Origin of the sequence: Streptomyces sp. NPDC059371, assembly GCF_042751995.1 — a bacterium.
GTDB lineage: Bacteria > Actinomycetota > Actinomycetes > Streptomycetales > Streptomycetaceae > Streptomyces.
The window spans coordinates 102028-117516 of record NZ_JBHYXD010000016.1 but is presented as its reverse complement, the minus strand read 5'-3'; the positions used below and the strand labels follow the sequence as shown (position 1 = coordinate 117516).

Below are 15489 nucleotides of genomic sequence, written 5' to 3'. Positions count from 1 at the left end.
CCGGTTCGGTCCTGGCTTTTTTTCTGGGTGTTGTCCGCCGGCGGGCGCCCCTACCGCCGGGGGGGCCGGTTCCCTGGCGGCAGCCCCCCGCCGCCGCGGCGTTGCTACTGGTTCTTGGCCCAGTGGGCGTACTGCTGCCGCAAGTAGTGGCGTGGGTCGCTGACGACGGCCGTGTCGTCCAGTTCCATCAGCCGTTGTGCGGCTCGGGTGGCGAGGTCGGTCGCGTCGCTGGTGACGCTGTCGGCTTCATTGCTCAACGCGATACGGTCCAGCAGCGCGGCCTTACGGAGCCAGAACTCCCGGTTGAGCGCGTCGAAGAACGGCCTGTCGGCTGCGGTCCGGGCGGTCCATCCGATCTCGCTGATGATGCTCGGGGCGAGCGCGTACGCCTCTTCCGGCGTGGGCCACGGCTCCGGGACGGCGCGGTGGTCGGCGGTGAGGTACAGGCGGGTGCGCTGGCTGTCGCGGGCAGGATGCTGGCGTACGGGCCCGGTGGCGAATGCTGCGGCCAGCGCCGCGGTTACGCGGTCGCTGTCGGCTGGGTCGCAGATGATTCGGATCTCGAACATGGATGGGATTCCTCTCTCAGGCGGTGTGGTCTTGGGCGTCGTTGCCGAGGGGTGGTTGGTGCCAGGGCGGCAGGGCGGTCAGGGTCCGGGTGCGCCACTGAAGGGCGTAGGGAAGGCAGTTGGCACAGTTCTTGTGGCTGTGGCCGGGCAGTGGGGGTTTGCGGCGGGCGTCGTAGGACCAGGCGAGGGAGTCCGCGGACGTGAGTGCGTATCCGCAGCTGCGCAGGCCGAGGGTCTTGAATCCGAAGCCGTGCAGGTTGAGGCCGCGTGCGGCGAGGGTGGTGACGATGGCTGCGGCCTGGCCGGTGGCTTGGCGGCGGCAGACGGAGCCGAGTCCGACGACGGGTTCGGCGGTCAGGTCGATACCTGCTCGCTCGTAGGCGTCAGCGCAGGTGAGGTAGTCGTCCAGTTCCCAGCCTTGGAGGACTGGGATGATGGGCAGATCCGGGGCCGCGGTGCGCAGGTGAAGGAAGTTGTCGATCGTGCGCCGCTGGTGTTCGCCCACGCTCAGGCCGGTCAGTCCGGTGATCCAGGGTTCGCACATCCAGTCCATGGGCGCAGCCCAGGCCATGAGGCCTATCTCGTCGCGGAAGCGCCGTACTGCGGCGAGGTAGGTGTGGGCGGGAGTGCGCCAGGCTCCGTGCATGGACAGTTCGGTGAATCCGCCGGAGTCCAGGGCCCACGGCGCTATGGCGCGAGGGAGCGTGCGGCGGCCCGCGAGGCGGCGGTAGGAGACGAACAGCGGCACGTTCGCCGTGCCCAGCCACTGGGGCTGATGGGTTCCGAGGAAGAACTTCACCGCGCCTCCCGCTCATTGGCGGAAGACAGTTGCGGCAGGCCGGCCGTTTCCAGGACCGCAGGGTCGAAGCCGGGAAGGACGGCGCGGGTGATGAGGGCTTGAGCGAGCTGTTCAGCGTAGGCGGCGCCGGTGCGGGCCACCTCGATCTGTGCTCCGGCGCGCAGGGCTTCGACGCGTTCGATGTGGGCGTGTTCCTCACGGCGCGCACTGGTCTGCCGTTCGTGGGCCAGGTGCTCACGGCGGTCGGTGCGCCAGTACCGCGCGGCGAGCCCGTAAGCCATGGCGGTGGCCAGGACCCACAGCAGCAGCGGCAGGGACAGCCCGTCGGCGTATCCGGCGACCCCGGCGAGGGCGAGCCCGCCCGAGGCAGCGAACGCGGTTCCGGCGATGACAGAGTCTCCAGTTTGGCCGATGCTCGCGCACACGCCGGCCGCCGCCGCGGCGAGGGACAGCGCGGTCATCAACACCGCGTTGCCGATGGAGTGTTCGGCGCCGTTGGCGTTCCAGATACGGGCCAGGATCAGCACGGTGGACGTAGTGATGGCGGGCGCCGCTTTGGGCGCGATGATGGCGAGCCAGTGCCGGGCGATGATCTGTTCGTTCACGTGCCCACTCCTCACGAGTGCGGGATGGCGTCGATGACGGCGACGGCGAGTTGATTGATGGGTCCGGCGGCGCCGGTGGATGCGAGGAAGAAGCCGAACCCGGCGGCGGTGAACGCGGCGCCGTAGCCGAGGGACTTGGAACGCAGCAGGAAGAACAGGACGAGTCCGAACAGGGCCACGAGCGAGACGGTGACGGCCACGGCGGGAATCTCCTTTGACGGTTCGCTGGGAAGGTTGGTTTGATGCGTCTGGCCCCGAGGTGCTGGCAGCCCTCGGCGGCTGGCCGACGGTTGCGCCCACCTAGCTCCTGCAAAGAGCGGGGTACGTCTCATGACGGGCACCGTCGGCCGTCTCGCGTCCGCGGTCAGTGCGTGCCTTCGCGGTAGATCCGCTGGGCGCGGTTATAGAGCCAGCGGCCGGCGCGTATGCGTTTGCCGGTGGCCTTGCAGCGGCGGCAGCTCTTGCCGCGCTTGGGGCGTCCCTTGCGGTCGGTGGTCGTGGCGAAGCCGAAGCCGTTGCACCTGCGGCAAGTCCCGAACGGGCTGGCCGCACACAGTCCGCCGTAACAGAATGTGACGAGCATCAGGCAGGCGATAGCAAGGGCGATGAGGGGCATCAGGGGCCCTTTCTCGGGGTTTTCGGGTTTTCGCAGGTGGAGTGCTATGCACTAGATCGCAGATCAGGTGCTATGGAGCGTGCTAGCAGGGGTGCTACCGGTAGCAGGGCGTCGTGCTACCGGTAGCACTAACTAGGGCTAGGCGGCGCCCCGATTTTCGTCACGCTCTGCGATTGCCTTGGCGAGGTCAGATCGGACGATGCCGCGGCGGGTGGTACGGGTGCCGTCGTCGGTAGTCCCAGCCACGTCGCGGGTCTTGATGCTGTGCGGCTTGAGCGCTGAGGTGACGTTCTCGCCCTTCCAGCCGCCGTAGACCTCGGGGCGCAGTTCGGCGAGCCGGGCGGCGATCCGTTCGTTCCACACGCGCTCTTCGGACGGCGGCACGATGGCGGCGATGTCGGCGAGCAGGTCGTAGGACGGGCCGGCCGCGGCCTCGGGGTCGTCTCCGAGCGCGTGCCCGGACAGGGTTCCCTCGGCCTTGCGCAGGGCGTAGGCGCGCTGGGCGATGGCGTTGGTGGCCGGGTCGTCCAGGTAGGCGGTGCGCACGACGACCGGGAGCGCGGTGGCGCCGGCGAGGTAGCCGTTACCGGCGTCGATCTCCGGGCGGAACGAGGTAGCGCGTACGCCGTTCTTGTACGCGGACGTGCCGAGGATCATGTCGTTCTCGACCTGTCCGGCGACCCTGAGGGCGAAGCGGATGGAGACGTTGCCGCTGATCCCCGTCGGCAGTGAGTCCTTGTCCGGACGTTGGGTTGCCAGGATGAGGACCACGCCGAGAGCGCGGCCGAGCTTGATGATGAATTCGGCGTCGTCACCTGCCTGTTTGCCGTACTTGGGGTGGGCGAACAGGTTCTGGCACTCGTCGAACACGGCGACCAGCGGCCACAGCTTGAGCGAGCGCTTGTCGGCGATCGTGCGGGTGATGCGCTTGTCCGGGCACAGGTCCCGCGGAAGCTTCTTCATCGCAGCCGCGCGGCGCATGACCTCCTGGCGCAGCAGTTTCAGGGAGTCGGCCGCGTACTTGATCGAGTCGTCGTCGATGCCGGAGACGAACCGGTGGCAGGTGCATTCCAGCGCGTCCAGGTCGCCGGTGCCCTTGTTCTCGTGCAGCCACAGTTCCACGGACGGGTCCATGGCGGCGCCGCAGGCCAGCACGCGCACGGACGCGGTCTTGCCCTGGCCGGGCAGGGAGCCGATCAGGATGTTGTGCTGGATCATCGGCACGGACTGAGCCCGCCCCCGCGGGTCGATGCCGAACGGGATCTTCTTGAAGATGTCGTGCTTGCGGGCGCCTGCGAGCTGCCACTTGACGATGCCGGTCTTGGACAGGTCCCGGTCGCCCACCCACAGGACGAGCCGCCCCTCGTGCTCGCTGGGATCGGCGTCCGGCCACACGCAGCCGAGGGGGCGGCGCAGGCCGGAGGCGAGCCGGGCGCGCCGGTCGGCGACGTCGGCAACTGTGACGCCCAACGGCAAGTCGATGTCCGCGCGCCAGCCCGGTCCCTCGCGAGTGATCGGGGCGACGAACTTGATGCCGTCCTGGCCCTTGGCGACCGCGCTCGCGATCTGGCCGATGCCGATGGACGCCATAGCCTTGACCACGATGTCGCTGGTCAGCTTCTGCACCTCGGTCTTGATGACCGCGCGGGTGGTCAGCGGTGCGTCCGCCGGCGCACCGAGCCAGCCCAGCGTCAGCACGGTGACCGTGGCTGCGATGACCTGCGTCATCGGCTCCGCGCCGAACACCAGGAACAGGCCCATACTCAGGGCGAACAGGGCCGCGAAGACTGTCAGGATCATCCGCAGCCGGACCCGCCGGTCACGCTGACGGGACAGCTTCAGGTACAGCTCGGAGTTCTCCCGGCGCGCCTCGGCCTGCCGCAGTGGCTCGCCCTCCGCGTCGATGGCCCAGCGGCCGATCCTGGACAGGGTGTTGAACAGGCCGCGCGGTGAGCGCCAGACCAGCTTCGGCAGGTACAGGAACGGCACGCGGACCGTGTGGAAGGCGACGGTGTGTCCCACGTGTCCGGCCAGCCAGCGCATCGCGTCGGCGAACTCCGGGCGCGACTTCACCCACGCGGGCAGGACGTCCAGTCGCTTGGAGTCGCGGATGCGGTCGATCAGACCGGGGCCCGACTGCGCCGGGGCGGGACGGTCGACCATCGTCGGGCCGGAGTCGTCCGACTCCCCCGCGCTCGGGTCGGCCGACTCGGTCGGCTGCGGGTCGGCCGACTGGTCGGGCCCGGAGTCGGGCGACGTGCCGGTGGCGCGGTCGGCCGACTCGGTGCGGGCCGACCGCGCCTTGTCCAGGTCGACCACACCGCCCGCCGGGTCGGCGGTCATCTCGGCTTCTAACCGGTTGAAGAGTTCGTTGTCGTCGTCGGGGTGTTTCACTGAGGATTCCTTCTCTCGGGGAGGATGCGGGGCCCGGCCGCTGTCTTGGTCGGTCGTGACCGGGCCCCGTTCGGGTTCAGGCGGCGCGCTGTTCCTCGGGGTGGGCGCAGAGGATGCACATCCCGAGCGAGGTCGGGAGGCAGTAGCTGTAGGTGATCTGGCACTGGGGGCAGGTGCGGCGGGCGAGCATCGCCAGGGCGAGCGCGCCCCACTTGCGCGAGGTCATCGGCCGGACCGGCTTGGCGCGGTCGACGCGGTAGAGGTAGGCGACCTGGACGCCGGTCTTGCGGCCGCGGTGGTGGCGCATCACCTGGGCGGCGACCGGCTGTCCGCCGGGCCGCAGCCCGGAGGCTCGCAACTGTCGGCGGGTGGCGTAGCCGTTGGGGGCGAACTGCCACGGGTAGGTGGGAATGCCGAACCGGGTGCCGGTCGGGTCGAAGCACTTGCCGTAGGCGGTCATCAGGCAGTCACCCCTGCGACCGGTGCGCCGGTCCGTGCTCCGGGGCGGCCAGCGCGCCGTCCGGTGACGGTGGCGAACAGCCGTCCCAAGCCAGCGCGGCGGGTGCCGGCGCGTCCCTGCTTGGCCGCGTACATCGCTTCATCCGCCCGCCGCAGCAGAGCGGACAGGTCGTCGCCGGGGAAGTCCGCGGCGCGCACCCAGCCGAGAGAGACCGTGGTGTGTACGGCCGGGTCCTGGCCGTCGACCGGGCGGGCGAGCACGCCATGCAGGACGGCGAGCAGGTCGGCAGCGGTGCCGTGGTCATCGATCAGGACGGCGGCGAATTCATCGCCCCCGAGCCGCCCGGCCACCCCGCCGTGGCCGACGTAGTGAGCGAGCCGGTCGGCGGTCGCCTTCAGCAGCGCGTCTCCGGCCGCGTGACCGAAGGTGTCGTTGATCTGCTTGAAGCGGTCGACGTCGGCCAGCACCACGACCGCCCGCGCATCCCGCAGCAGAGCAGTGGCACGGCGGGTGAACGCCTCGCGCGTCCGCAGCCCAGTCAGCGGGTCACGGCGGGCGACGTTCAGACGCTGTCGCAGCCACAGCGTGTGCGCTGTCCAGCCGGAGGCGACCGGAGCCGCCGCGGCCAGCATGCTCACCAGGGTGTTCATGCCGCCGCCCCCTCGATGCCCTGGCTGTCGTCGCCGTCGACGGTGTGCAGGCGGCGCCCCTCGGCGCGCTTGCTGAGCAGCAGGTCGCGCAGCACGCGGGAGTTGGCGGCCGAGCAGTGCAGCGTGGTGCGGATGGCTTCGGCGTTGATCGCGTCATCGGCCCACTCGGCCGTGGCCTCGCGGGCCTCGGCTAGCAGTTCCGCCGGGGTCCGCGGCAACTTGCCGGTCTTGGCCTTGCCCTTGGTGCCGGCCGCGCGCTTGCGCGGTGCCTTGGAAGGCTGCGGTGCCGGTTCGTCCGTCTGCTGCGGCGGGGGCGGGACGTCCTCGCTCGCCGGGGCCAGCTCGCCCAGCTTCAGCAGCACGCGTTCCGGGCGAGGGGTCTTCGACCGCCACCGCCGGCCGTGCTGCTCACGCAGCCGGGCGCGGGCTAACTGCCGCTCGCGTTCCCGCTTCAGCGCCTCGGAGTACGAGGTGATCTCCCACAGCGTCATCCGCCGCCACAGGGCAAACGTTGACCGCGGGGCGAGCATCCAGCGGGAGAACCGCACCTTCTCCATCCGCCGTCCGGTCGCGGCGCCGATCCGCACGGCATAGACGTGGGCGCCGATCTCGGAGAACACCACCCACAGCAGCGGCATCGTGCCGTGCGCGACCTTCGCCCACAGGGAATGCCCGGCGGCAACGTTCAGCCCGCAGGTGACGAGCGTCAGCGCCCATGGCACGAACCGCACCCACGCCAACGCCATGTCCATCCGGATCAACAGCAGGTTGGCCACGGTGAAAACCGGAATCGCCACGTCGATACCGACCGGCAACATCCACGGCTCACCGAACCCCCACCGGGCCGCAGCAGTGGAAACCGCGTCGAACGAAACGATCAGCCCCAGAGCCCCGACCCCGGCCGCGGCTAGCGCGCCCAGTCCGGCGAGTCCCGTCTCCGGCTTCGTCAGCGGCGGCACCGCCGGCCGACCGATGACCTCAGTCGCAGCACTCATGCCGACTCGCCCTCCTCCGAAGCCCGGAGCTGGGCGTCCATCAGTTCGGCTTCCACGTTGACGACCTGGCCGTCGAGGATCCGCTGGTAGACGGCCTCGCTCTCCAGAAACATGCGGTCTTGGAAGTTGATGTCCTCGCTCATGCCGCCGCCCCCTTACGCACCGAACGACGGCCGGTGGGACGGTTCAGCGGGATCACCTTGAACAGCTCCGGCGCGTACGCCTCGATCGCTTCAGCGGCGATCCGGCTCACGCGGTCGGGCAGATGCGGGTTGTCGGCGAGGATGTCGCGCGCCGCGTCTTCACGCGCCGCGCGCTCTTCGTCCGTCTCACCCTCCACCCCGAGCCACAGCTCAACCGGGGTGCCGAGGGCGAGCTCTACGAAGTCATCAGCGGAAACCGCCTGTTGATGGCCTACGTACGTACGCATGGGCGTTCTCCAGAGTCGAAGGAGCAGGGAGAGCCGCGATGTCGGGCGACCTTGCTGGGGAGTTCCGGCGTCGCGACTTCAGATTGACCTATGTCAATCCGAACTGTCAATCGGGTTGTCCTGAGAAACCGAGATTGACCTAGGTCCGGCTACTCTCGGACCCATGGAGCAGAGCCCAGAAGCGCCCAAGCAGGCACCCACGGCAAAGGAGATCGCTGCGGAGTTCCGCGAGAAAATCACGGGGTCGAGCCGCAGGTACGGCCCGGGAGATCGGCTTCCTGCCGCTCGCAAACTCGCCAAAGACCTTGGCGTGCAGCTCATGACGGTGCAGAACGCGTACGGCCAGCTGCGTGATGAGGGGCTGGTTCTCACCCAGCAAGGTCGCGGAACGTTCGTCCGTGACCCATCGATGCCGCTCGGGACCGAACCCGGCAGCAGTCCGGCGTTCACCGCCCTCTCGGCAGAACTCAGCTCTATTCATGACGCACTTCGCCTGCTCGGCGAGCGGCTGGACCGCTTGGAACAGCTCGTTGGCGACGAGACTCCACCCTCGCAGTGAGCTCATCCGCACGCCTCACCAACCGCTCTGCCGTGGCGCGCGCCTTGCTCAAACTCGCTTCGATCGCGGCAAGTTCTGCAGGAGTCAAGCCTCCTAACTCGCCGACTCGATCATTAGTCCCTGACATGCCAACGAGCATGCGGCCGTCGACAGACAAGGACCCGGACACTCTGTCCGGGTCCTCTTTTCCGTGCAGGTTAAACAGGTTGACGAGTCGTCAAGGCCTGCCTGTGTCCACGGCGTCCAGCACGGCCGTCCATGGCAGCTCGCGCGAAGCCGGCGCTTCCCTTGGCTCGTACAGCGGCCAAACGTCAGGGCCATAGACGACGCGAGTTCCCCCGGCTCGGAGGGCGTCAATGTGGCCCTGCCACGCGGGGTGCCGAGCATGTGCCGCGTTCACGCGTGGGAAGACGACAACCGGTAGACCGAGGGTGCCGATAGCCTCACCAACCTGGGTCAGAGCTTGGTTGTCCATCAAGCCGACCGCGAGCTTGGCAACCATGTTGGCCGAGGCAGGGGCGACCACGTAACAGTCCACCGTTGGATGTGGGCGAGCCTCACCAGGAAGACGCGGTTCGTCACGTACAGGAAGGCCAGTGAGCCTTTCCAGCCGCTCGACTTCGCCGTTCATCCGTAGCCACTGACCAGCAGTCGGCGTCAGGGTGACAGCCACCTGCCACCCTCGCGCCATCGCGGGTTCGACAAGGCCAGTGCGCAGCGTCTCTACGCCTCCGGCCGCCGATCCGACCACACCAAGCACCCCGCGTCTGCCTGAACTCACTGCACCGCCCTGCACCGCTGAGCCATCACGAACACCTCGGATGAACGCGATCCGCCGGTCACGGGAGACTGCTTGATCAGGTCCCGGAGCGTCTCACGCACTCTCGGATTGTTGCGCACGAGCTGCGGGGAAGTGCGCTCGGCTGTGCGTAGCGCCGCGAATGCCTCTTCACCCTGGCCCGCGAGCGACAGAGCACGCGCATAGTCGATGCGGTGCGAGACGCTGCGCTCCTGCGGCATGTGGTCGACGTTGATCCGGCCGTGCTGCACAACGTACGAGACGTTGTCGAGATCCAGCTCAATGGACAGGCGATGGAGCAGGACGTTCGTCGGGCCGAAGCCGGTCTGCCAGTAGTTCTCATCCGACCCGAGGTCGCCTGCGAGTTCTTCGGCACGATCTAACAGACCCGTAGCCGTGGGCCGGTCCTGATGCCGTGCCGCCGCGACAGCCGCCCGGAGGTGAATCATTCCCAGCAGGCTGAGCGCCGATGGATCGTGCACGGATACCTGGGACGCCAGCCAGGCCGCGGCCGTGTTGCCCAGTTCGAGGGCGTCATCGTAGCGCCCGTTGGCAAGCAGGGCATGCGTGCCAGACCGTGCCGCGGACGCCAGCACGAGCGGGTCATCCGACTCATCAGCAGCTCGCATCGCCCGCTCGGCAGCGAGCCAAGAGACGTCCGATTCCCCGATTTTTGCCAGTGTTGTAGCCGCGAGATGATGCGTACGGGCAGACACCGCCCAGCAGTCGCCGCGCTCCTCGCCGCGACGCGCGGCTCGCTCTTCCAACTCCTGCGCCGTCTGGAGCAACGCGGGAAGCGCAGCGACTACAGTGCCGAGCCGTCCGCCCTGGTAGTCGTTCCAGGCCTGTTCCACGCGTACGGCCACGGGAGCGGGAGTCGGGAGCTGAGCGTCAGCGTCCGGACCAAACAGCAGACGTGAGAGGCGCCGTGGGCTCATGAGCGCGTCACGAACCGCGGGGACGTCATCCTGCTGCCGCTCATCCTCCATGAGGACGGTCTGTCCAAGCAGGTCCCCGAGCTGGACGCGCAGGATGCGGGCCAACTCCCCAAGCATGTCGATACGCGGCGGCTTCCGTCGCCCGGTCTCAATCTTCGCGAGCCAGTCGGTGCTACGACCGACGAGGCCGGCCAGCACCTCCTGCGTGTAGCCGCGGCGCTTCCGGTAGAACGCGATGCGCTCGCCGATGCTGAGGTGATCTCCAAGACCACGCATGGGGTGTTGCCTCCCGCTGCTGAGTAGGGGCGTCTTTCACGGTACCGACGCGGCAGGGAGCTAGTAGGCGATCTCGGCCTCCAGCAACCCCACAGCGAGCGTGAGGCACAGAGCACGAGCGAACCCGGACAGATTGTCCGGGTCTGACGGACCCATGCTGAACGTGTCCGGGCTGTCCGGCTGTCCGGTTAGCACTCTCACCTGCACTCACGGTCCGGACAGCTCATTGAGCCGCTGTCCGGGCTGTCCGGTCACAGAACGTGCAACATTCCGTGTGTTTCAACCCGTGCACGAAGCCGCCATCTCAATGAGCTAGGAGCCGGACGCGGCTTCCCCGACGCTTGTACACCTGGCGCTACCCAGAGCTCACTATGGCGAACGGTGGCGAACAGCGAAGGTCGCCCATGGTGCCCTTGGAGCTCCAGTAGGTTGCGAGAGTCCGTTGCTGTCTCTCCTGGAACGCCTGCCAACTTCGGGCAGGTCCCAACGAGGTTGGGAACAAAGAGAGATGGGAGAACGGGCGAGATGGAGCGATCGACGAGACGGAAACGGCGCCGCCGGCAATCAGACTGGATGCAGCTGGCGGCCCTGTTCCTTACAGCGGTCACTGCCATTGCGGGATGCGTTGAGCACTTTCTGTGACGCAAGATGGGTGAGCCGGACGGCTGGTCAGGGCGAATAGGCCCGACCGCTGCATACTCGGCCGGGCCCACCCTGCCCCGCGCACTGGCCTGGCCCTGGGATGCACCCCACGGTCAGGCCTTTTGCGTACGCAGGGACGCTTACGCCCCGGAAGATCGCTCTCCCTATTGCACTAGTTGAGGAAACCGCAAGTCGCCGCCTTCCTCAAGCGCGCCGTGGCGACTCATCCATGCCATAGCCGCCCTAGACGAGATTGTCGACTTTTCTAGTGGCGCATTGACCATGGCGGAGAAGTGGCGATCGGGGGTAGCGAAGCGCGAACGCCCAGCCAGCGGGCTCACAGGGGGTGGCGAATCCTGGCGTATCTCCAGTTTGCGTAAGTCAGGCACCAGTTGGGCTTGGATGATGTCCATGACCCCAAGGTCGTGGGACCCAGCAGTCGCGACTCAGAGACGGGGCACATGCCCCCGCCACACCCGCTCATTCCGGAGCGGGCAGACGGAGCGGCGAACAGGAGGACGCGGAAATCTCCCTACCTGATCAAGGCGCGCGGTCCGCCCGAGCCTGCACTCTTGTCTGCGCCCGCTCCAGTCCAGCAGCCGGCCACGCCCTTGACGGCTCAGGTTCGCGGGCGGCGGACCCTGTGGCGACTGGGTCGAGGAAAAGATGCGGGTCAGGGGATGCCACCGGCAGAGCACTCAGGCTCCGGGATGGAGGAGGCCCGTGGACGACTGCGGGCAGCATCGTGGTGAAGGTGGCGCTCCCATTCCGTCTGACATCAGCCCAGGAGAACCCGTCCCCACTCCACGGTGTGTGGGTCACCGGAAGACGGGATGGGCAGCTGGGGCGACCCGTGGGCAATGCCAGCGGACTGGCGACCTGCGGCAACTCGCTCGGCCCCTGACTCCTATTGATCCCCGTTGTCTGGGTTACGCACGTCTCGACCCACGTGATGCTGCAAGAAGCTCGCATCAACCGAAATGTCGCCGGTGAGACGCCAAGCTCCACGCTCGAAGGCGAGATCGCCAGAAACAGTAAAGGGCAGCCTTTGCTGGTACGCCAAAATCGCCCAATCATGGTCGACACCTGAAAGCGTCATATGCACGAGGCGTTGCTTGCGGTTGACATCAGCAGCGACTGTCACAAGTGCCGTGTCATCGTCATCATTGGCGCTATCGTCTCGACTCAACTTCTTCACAGTGCCGAGCAGAGTTACATGCCGGGACGGCTCTTCCTGCCGCACAAGCCTTTCGCGCACTGCGAGAAGTTCTGGGAAGATGTCACGGTCCATGACAATCGTCGCAAGACCAACATCAGGACGCGGCTCTGCTGCTGCCCATTCAAAGGAGAGGTCCAGTTGACGGAGGTGCGCAGGCTTCGTCAACTCTTCTAGGGATTCGACCAGCCCTGTACTTAGCCCTCTGGAACCCGGGCTTTCCAAAACGGAATCGTCCCACTGTTGCGTCAACTGACGAGTTGTCTCCAGCCCTCTGGCAAGAGTCTCCATAACACGGCGCGGGAATGGCGAGATCTCAGCTGTGACATCAGTTTCCGGGACTTGATCTCCCAGCCGTGACACGATTGTGAAAATAAAACTGCCCCGCTTGGTGTGGCCGAGCCGCACATCGTCTTCGAGGAAATCGGTCACAGAAGCCGAGGTACGTCCCCGTCCGCTGCCTTCTGGGTTTTCAGCCGTCTTGGCGGCCGAACGCATCATCTTGTAGAGCGATTCAAGGGCAAGCTCGGCCTGGCGGAATGGAATTGTTCCATCGAGCATAGCCTGATCTAGACGCACGAAGAATAGGTCAGCCCGGGTAGCGACAATTTGCTCATAGAGCTCGACGGCATCCCAATCGTGAATGCTACCTAGAGCGAAGAGCGTGTCATTGAATCGCTGCTTGAAGTCGACGTAGTCCGTCGCCAAGGGGAGCATGATGCGTGCATCAGCCACGCCGCCACCCCTTGGCAAACGCCAAATTTGCTTGATGTCACTCTGCGTAGCTTCAAGTTCCCAGTGGTGTGCAGCCAAAAACTGGGAGACAGCTGTTGGGGCGAGTGCGCTTGCCGCTTCGCGGTAGCTCTCAAGCGCAGATCTGCTCACCAGACTCCACCCCCTTCGCCAATCTTCTTCATGATCCCCAAGAGCTGGGAAACATCAAACAGGTTACTCCGCGGGAGCTGGACCGTCTGCGTTTCGTTCCCCTCCTTGAAGGGGGGCAGCAGGGCGGCCTCCTGCCAATACATCCGACTCCGAGTTAGCAGTTGGCTCTCGTCGATCTCCAGCCACGATTCCGGCTCCCCTGGCACCAGCAGCACCATGAGGTACGAGGGAGCCATTCTTTTAGGCTGGATTAGCTTTTTGTACGTATCGGGCTTCATCGGCCACGCCATATGTTTCTTGCGCAGCAACTCGGTCCGCGTCGTGCACTTCATCTGCACATTGAACTCCGGACCGTAGTAAAACTCATGGTCTGCTGCCGACGTGACGGTTATGTCGAGGCCTTCGTAGTCGGTCTCGTGCACCTTGATGGAGCAACCAGCCGCGTAGGTCACCATGCGGAGGTAGGCAAGACTGAAGTGTTCCTGTCTGGCGTTCTTGGGCAGATTGCCATCCAGCAGCTCAGTCGGCGCGGTAAGCAACGCGTCGTCTTCGTCTTCATCTTCGCCCACATCCGGGCCCAGCTCATCCCCCACCGTCTCCATAACCCCCCTCGACTCCGTGGACGACACAGTAGCGACGGCAGGTCAGGCGCGTGTACCCCTTGGGCATGACCAGCGAGACTCTCGCTCCTCCCGCGACACGCAAGCGCGGGCAAGAGCCTGCTGGCCCCCTGAGCCGGGGCCCCACACTGCTCCGACCGGGTGACCTACAGTCCGGGCCCTTGACGACCCGTTCGAGGATCATCCGGACGCACCACAAGACGAGCGGCCGGCGGCTGCGGGTCGAGCGCCCCATGCTGGGCGGGGGGGGGGGGGGGGGGGGGGGGGCGCGCCCCCGCGGGGGGGGGGGGTGAGCGGGGCCCGGGCGCCCCACCCCGCGGAGCTATCGGCTTCGGACTTCCTTGCGGAGTTAGTCACGACCGCCCAATCCCGCCTGGGGCAGAGTGACGCGATCCCGACCAAGTCCGTGTCTACCTACGTGACAGAGCCGACGCACTCCGCCGTAAGCGCTCGGACGGTACGAACCATCAGCACAGGTGCAACGCACATCACCCTGATCTAGCCGTCTGCCCAAATGTGCTTCGGGACGAAGCAGTCCCCGGCTCGTTCGCGACGAGCGCTCGGTACTAGCCCTTGACCGAGCCGAGGCCGCTCATCTTGTGCTCGATCTCCTCAGCAGGCTCCCCGAGCCAAGCCGCGATCTCCTCGGCTTCCGCTCGGTTCTCCAACCACTCCATCAGGGGTTCGTGCAGGCTCTCCGGCAGGCCTTCCGGCAGGTCGACCTCGACCAGGTCGAACGCGTGCATGTTGTCGCGGTGGTACCAAACGTTGCCGGGATCCAGTGCATCCGTGGTCTTGTCCTGCTCCTCCATGGTGGTGTGCCCGGACGCCAGGACTTCGCCGGTGCGCCAGTCGGTGACCTCCCACGAACAGCGGCCTTCGTCGTCGTACGAACCGACTTGCCCACCGTCGACGATTCGGTGCCCGGATCCCTCCAACTCCTTGACCTGGTCGGCAAACGCCTGCCGCGCCCGAACGTTGGCAGCCAACCAACTGCGGACGAACGTCTTCACGAGTTCATCGGACATGCAGATATCTCCAGCGAGGTAGCGAGGTAGCGAGGTAGCAAGGTCGAACGATGCGCCAGGCTGCCGGCCGAGCCGTGCCGCCATGACCCGCAGGCTAGCGATTTCGGCGCGCTCGACGTTGCTGACCGGGAAAACCTCGTCGACGTCGGGAACGGTTACTACGGGGGCGATCTGGTCGCCCTCGATCCACAGCACCCCCGTCGTCATGCCGCTCAGCACCCGTCTGGAACTCCTGAGCACGCGGCCACATGCATCGTCACGTTCAGCCCACTCGACCGGTTAGCTAGCATCCGACCTGGCCGACTGTCCGGACGGCTGTCCTGTGCAACGAAGTTCGACCGTTGTAAGTGAAGTCTGACCGCGTGCGACGGGTAGGTGCCCCGGTCGCTATTCGCCCTTCTTACGGCGTAGTCCCAGCTCGGGAAGCTCTCGCCACCCTTTGCCCAGCGGAAGTGGCGAACCGGCTCGGCCTACTCGATCCCAACGCTCCAGGCTGCTCCCAGTGGCAGCCGACCGACCTGCGGGACCGGAAAACTCCAGCTCAAATGCCGATAACGCAGAGTCGCCGTAAAGAAGAGCCGGACCCTGCCCACCCAACTCCTGTCAACCCGCCCCCAGCGCTCCGGACAGCTCGTTCCTGGCTCGCTGAGCGTCCGTGAGTTGCTCTCTCACCCTGCCGACAACCTCAGGTTCACCCGATGCGCCTCGCTCGAAGAGTGCCTTCGTGCAGGTGAGGGCGTAGTGATCGAGTGCCGCCCGAAGTACATCCTGGTGTTCTTTAAGGAACCGTTCCGCGTCCGTCATGCGAAGGTCTCGCTCCCCCTCCGTACCGGTCAAGACTCAGTGTCACGAACGTAGCGGTGGTCAAACTTCAGTAGCAATCGAACGAGATTCGCTGTCACAGGACAGCAGTTCAGAGTGCCGGTGTCCAACCATCCCGTTGCGAACAGCTGTAACACCCGGAGTGTTACAGCACGTCGGCGAAGCCGATCTCTCCAATGGGCACAG

17 protein-coding genes are annotated in these 15489 nt (G+C 66.5%); 1 reads left to right on the top strand and 16 read right to left on the bottom strand.

Going from position 1 to position 15489, the window contains the following annotated elements; all coding sequences use genetic code 11:
* Positions 1-104: 104 nt before the first annotated feature.
* From ACFXGX_RS12565 to ACFXGX_RS12515, 11 genes are all read right to left on the bottom strand, one after another.
* Positions 105-569 (bottom strand): hypothetical protein, encoded by a 465-nt coding sequence (locus tag ACFXGX_RS12565; RefSeq protein ID WP_384788789.1) that lies wholly within the window; start codon positions 567-569, stop codon positions 105-107.
* Positions 570-585: 16 nt separating this feature from the next.
* The gene (locus ACFXGX_RS12560) at positions 586-1368 is read right to left on the bottom strand and encodes a hypothetical protein (protein WP_384788786.1); all 783 of its coding nucleotides are present in this window, start codon (positions 1366-1368) and stop codon (positions 586-588) included.
* Positions 1365-1973 carry a hypothetical protein gene (locus ACFXGX_RS12555; protein WP_384788783.1) on the bottom strand — a complete coding sequence of 203 codons (609 nt, stop codon included), beginning with the start codon at positions 1971-1973 and terminating at the stop codon, positions 1365-1367. The genes ACFXGX_RS12560 and ACFXGX_RS12555 overlap by 4 nt, the downstream gene beginning before the upstream one ends.
* An 11-nt stretch (positions 1974-1984) precedes the next feature.
* Positions 1985-2173 carry a hypothetical protein gene (locus tag ACFXGX_RS12550; RefSeq protein ID WP_351859443.1) on the bottom strand — a complete coding sequence of 63 codons (189 nt, stop codon included), beginning with the start codon at positions 2171-2173 and terminating at the stop codon, positions 1985-1987.
* Between the two features lie 164 nt (positions 2174-2337).
* On the bottom strand, positions 2338-2589 hold the full coding sequence (locus ACFXGX_RS12545) for a hypothetical protein (protein ID WP_384788780.1): 252 nt from the start codon (positions 2587-2589) through the stop codon (positions 2338-2340).
* A 138-nt stretch (positions 2590-2727) separates the two neighbouring features.
* The gene (locus ACFXGX_RS12540) at positions 2728-4983 is read right to left on the bottom strand and encodes a cell division protein FtsK (protein WP_384788777.1); all 2256 of its coding nucleotides are present in this window, start codon (positions 4981-4983) and stop codon (positions 2728-2730) included.
* Positions 4984-5059: 76 nt separating this feature from the next.
* On the bottom strand, positions 5060-5443 hold the full coding sequence (locus ACFXGX_RS12535; protein WP_384788774.1) for an RRQRL motif-containing zinc-binding protein: 384 nt from the start codon (positions 5441-5443) through the stop codon (positions 5060-5062).
* Positions 5443-6093 carry a GGDEF domain-containing protein gene (locus tag ACFXGX_RS12530; RefSeq protein WP_384788771.1) on the bottom strand — a complete coding sequence of 217 codons (651 nt, stop codon included), beginning with the start codon at positions 6091-6093 and terminating at the stop codon, positions 5443-5445. Before ACFXGX_RS12530 ends, ACFXGX_RS12535 begins: the two co-directional genes overlap by 1 nt.
* A complete protein-coding gene (locus ACFXGX_RS12525) occupies positions 6090-7088 on the bottom strand; it encodes a DUF2637 domain-containing protein (RefSeq protein WP_384788768.1) in 999 nt (332 codons plus the stop codon). Before ACFXGX_RS12525 ends, ACFXGX_RS12530 begins: the two co-directional genes overlap by 4 nt.
* Complete coding sequence (locus ACFXGX_RS12520; RefSeq protein ID WP_192582616.1) at positions 7085-7231, bottom strand: hypothetical protein; 147 nt, start codon at positions 7229-7231, stop codon at positions 7085-7087. Before ACFXGX_RS12520 ends, ACFXGX_RS12525 begins: the two co-directional genes overlap by 4 nt.
* Positions 7228-7518 carry a hypothetical protein gene (locus ACFXGX_RS12515; protein ID WP_384788765.1) on the bottom strand — a complete coding sequence of 97 codons (291 nt, stop codon included), beginning with the start codon at positions 7516-7518 and terminating at the stop codon, positions 7228-7230. The genes ACFXGX_RS12520 and ACFXGX_RS12515 overlap by 4 nt, the downstream gene beginning before the upstream one ends.
* 163 nt (positions 7519-7681) lie before the next feature.
* Between ACFXGX_RS12515 and ACFXGX_RS12510 the strand changes: the two genes are divergently transcribed.
* Positions 7682-8077: a GntR family transcriptional regulator gene (locus ACFXGX_RS12510; RefSeq protein WP_384788761.1), complete on the top strand. Its 396-nt coding sequence runs from the start codon at positions 7682-7684 to the stop codon at positions 8075-8077.
* A gap of 217 nt (positions 8078-8294) precedes the next feature.
* Here ACFXGX_RS12510 and ACFXGX_RS12505 read toward each other — a convergent pair whose 3' ends face one another.
* From ACFXGX_RS12505 to ACFXGX_RS12485, 5 genes are all read right to left on the bottom strand, one after another.
* On the bottom strand, positions 8295-8828 hold the full coding sequence (locus tag ACFXGX_RS12505) for a flavoprotein (RefSeq protein WP_384788759.1): 534 nt from the start codon (positions 8826-8828) through the stop codon (positions 8295-8297).
* A gap of 26 nt (positions 8829-8854) precedes the next feature.
* A complete protein-coding gene (locus ACFXGX_RS12500; RefSeq protein ID WP_384788756.1) occupies positions 8855-10090 on the bottom strand; it encodes a helix-turn-helix domain-containing protein in 1236 nt (411 codons plus the stop codon).
* A 1549-nt stretch (positions 10091-11639) separates the two neighbouring features.
* A complete protein-coding gene (locus tag ACFXGX_RS12495; RefSeq protein ID WP_384788753.1) occupies positions 11640-12833 on the bottom strand; it encodes a hypothetical protein in 1194 nt (397 codons plus the stop codon).
* Positions 12830-13426 carry a DUF4365 domain-containing protein gene (locus tag ACFXGX_RS12490; RefSeq protein WP_384788750.1) on the bottom strand — a complete coding sequence of 199 codons (597 nt, stop codon included), beginning with the start codon at positions 13424-13426 and terminating at the stop codon, positions 12830-12832. Before ACFXGX_RS12490 ends, ACFXGX_RS12495 begins: the two co-directional genes overlap by 4 nt.
* Before the next feature lie 593 nt (positions 13427-14019).
* On the bottom strand, positions 14020-14700 hold the full coding sequence (locus tag ACFXGX_RS12485) for a hypothetical protein (protein ID WP_384788747.1): 681 nt from the start codon (positions 14698-14700) through the stop codon (positions 14020-14022).
* Positions 14701-15489: the final 789 nt, after the last annotated feature.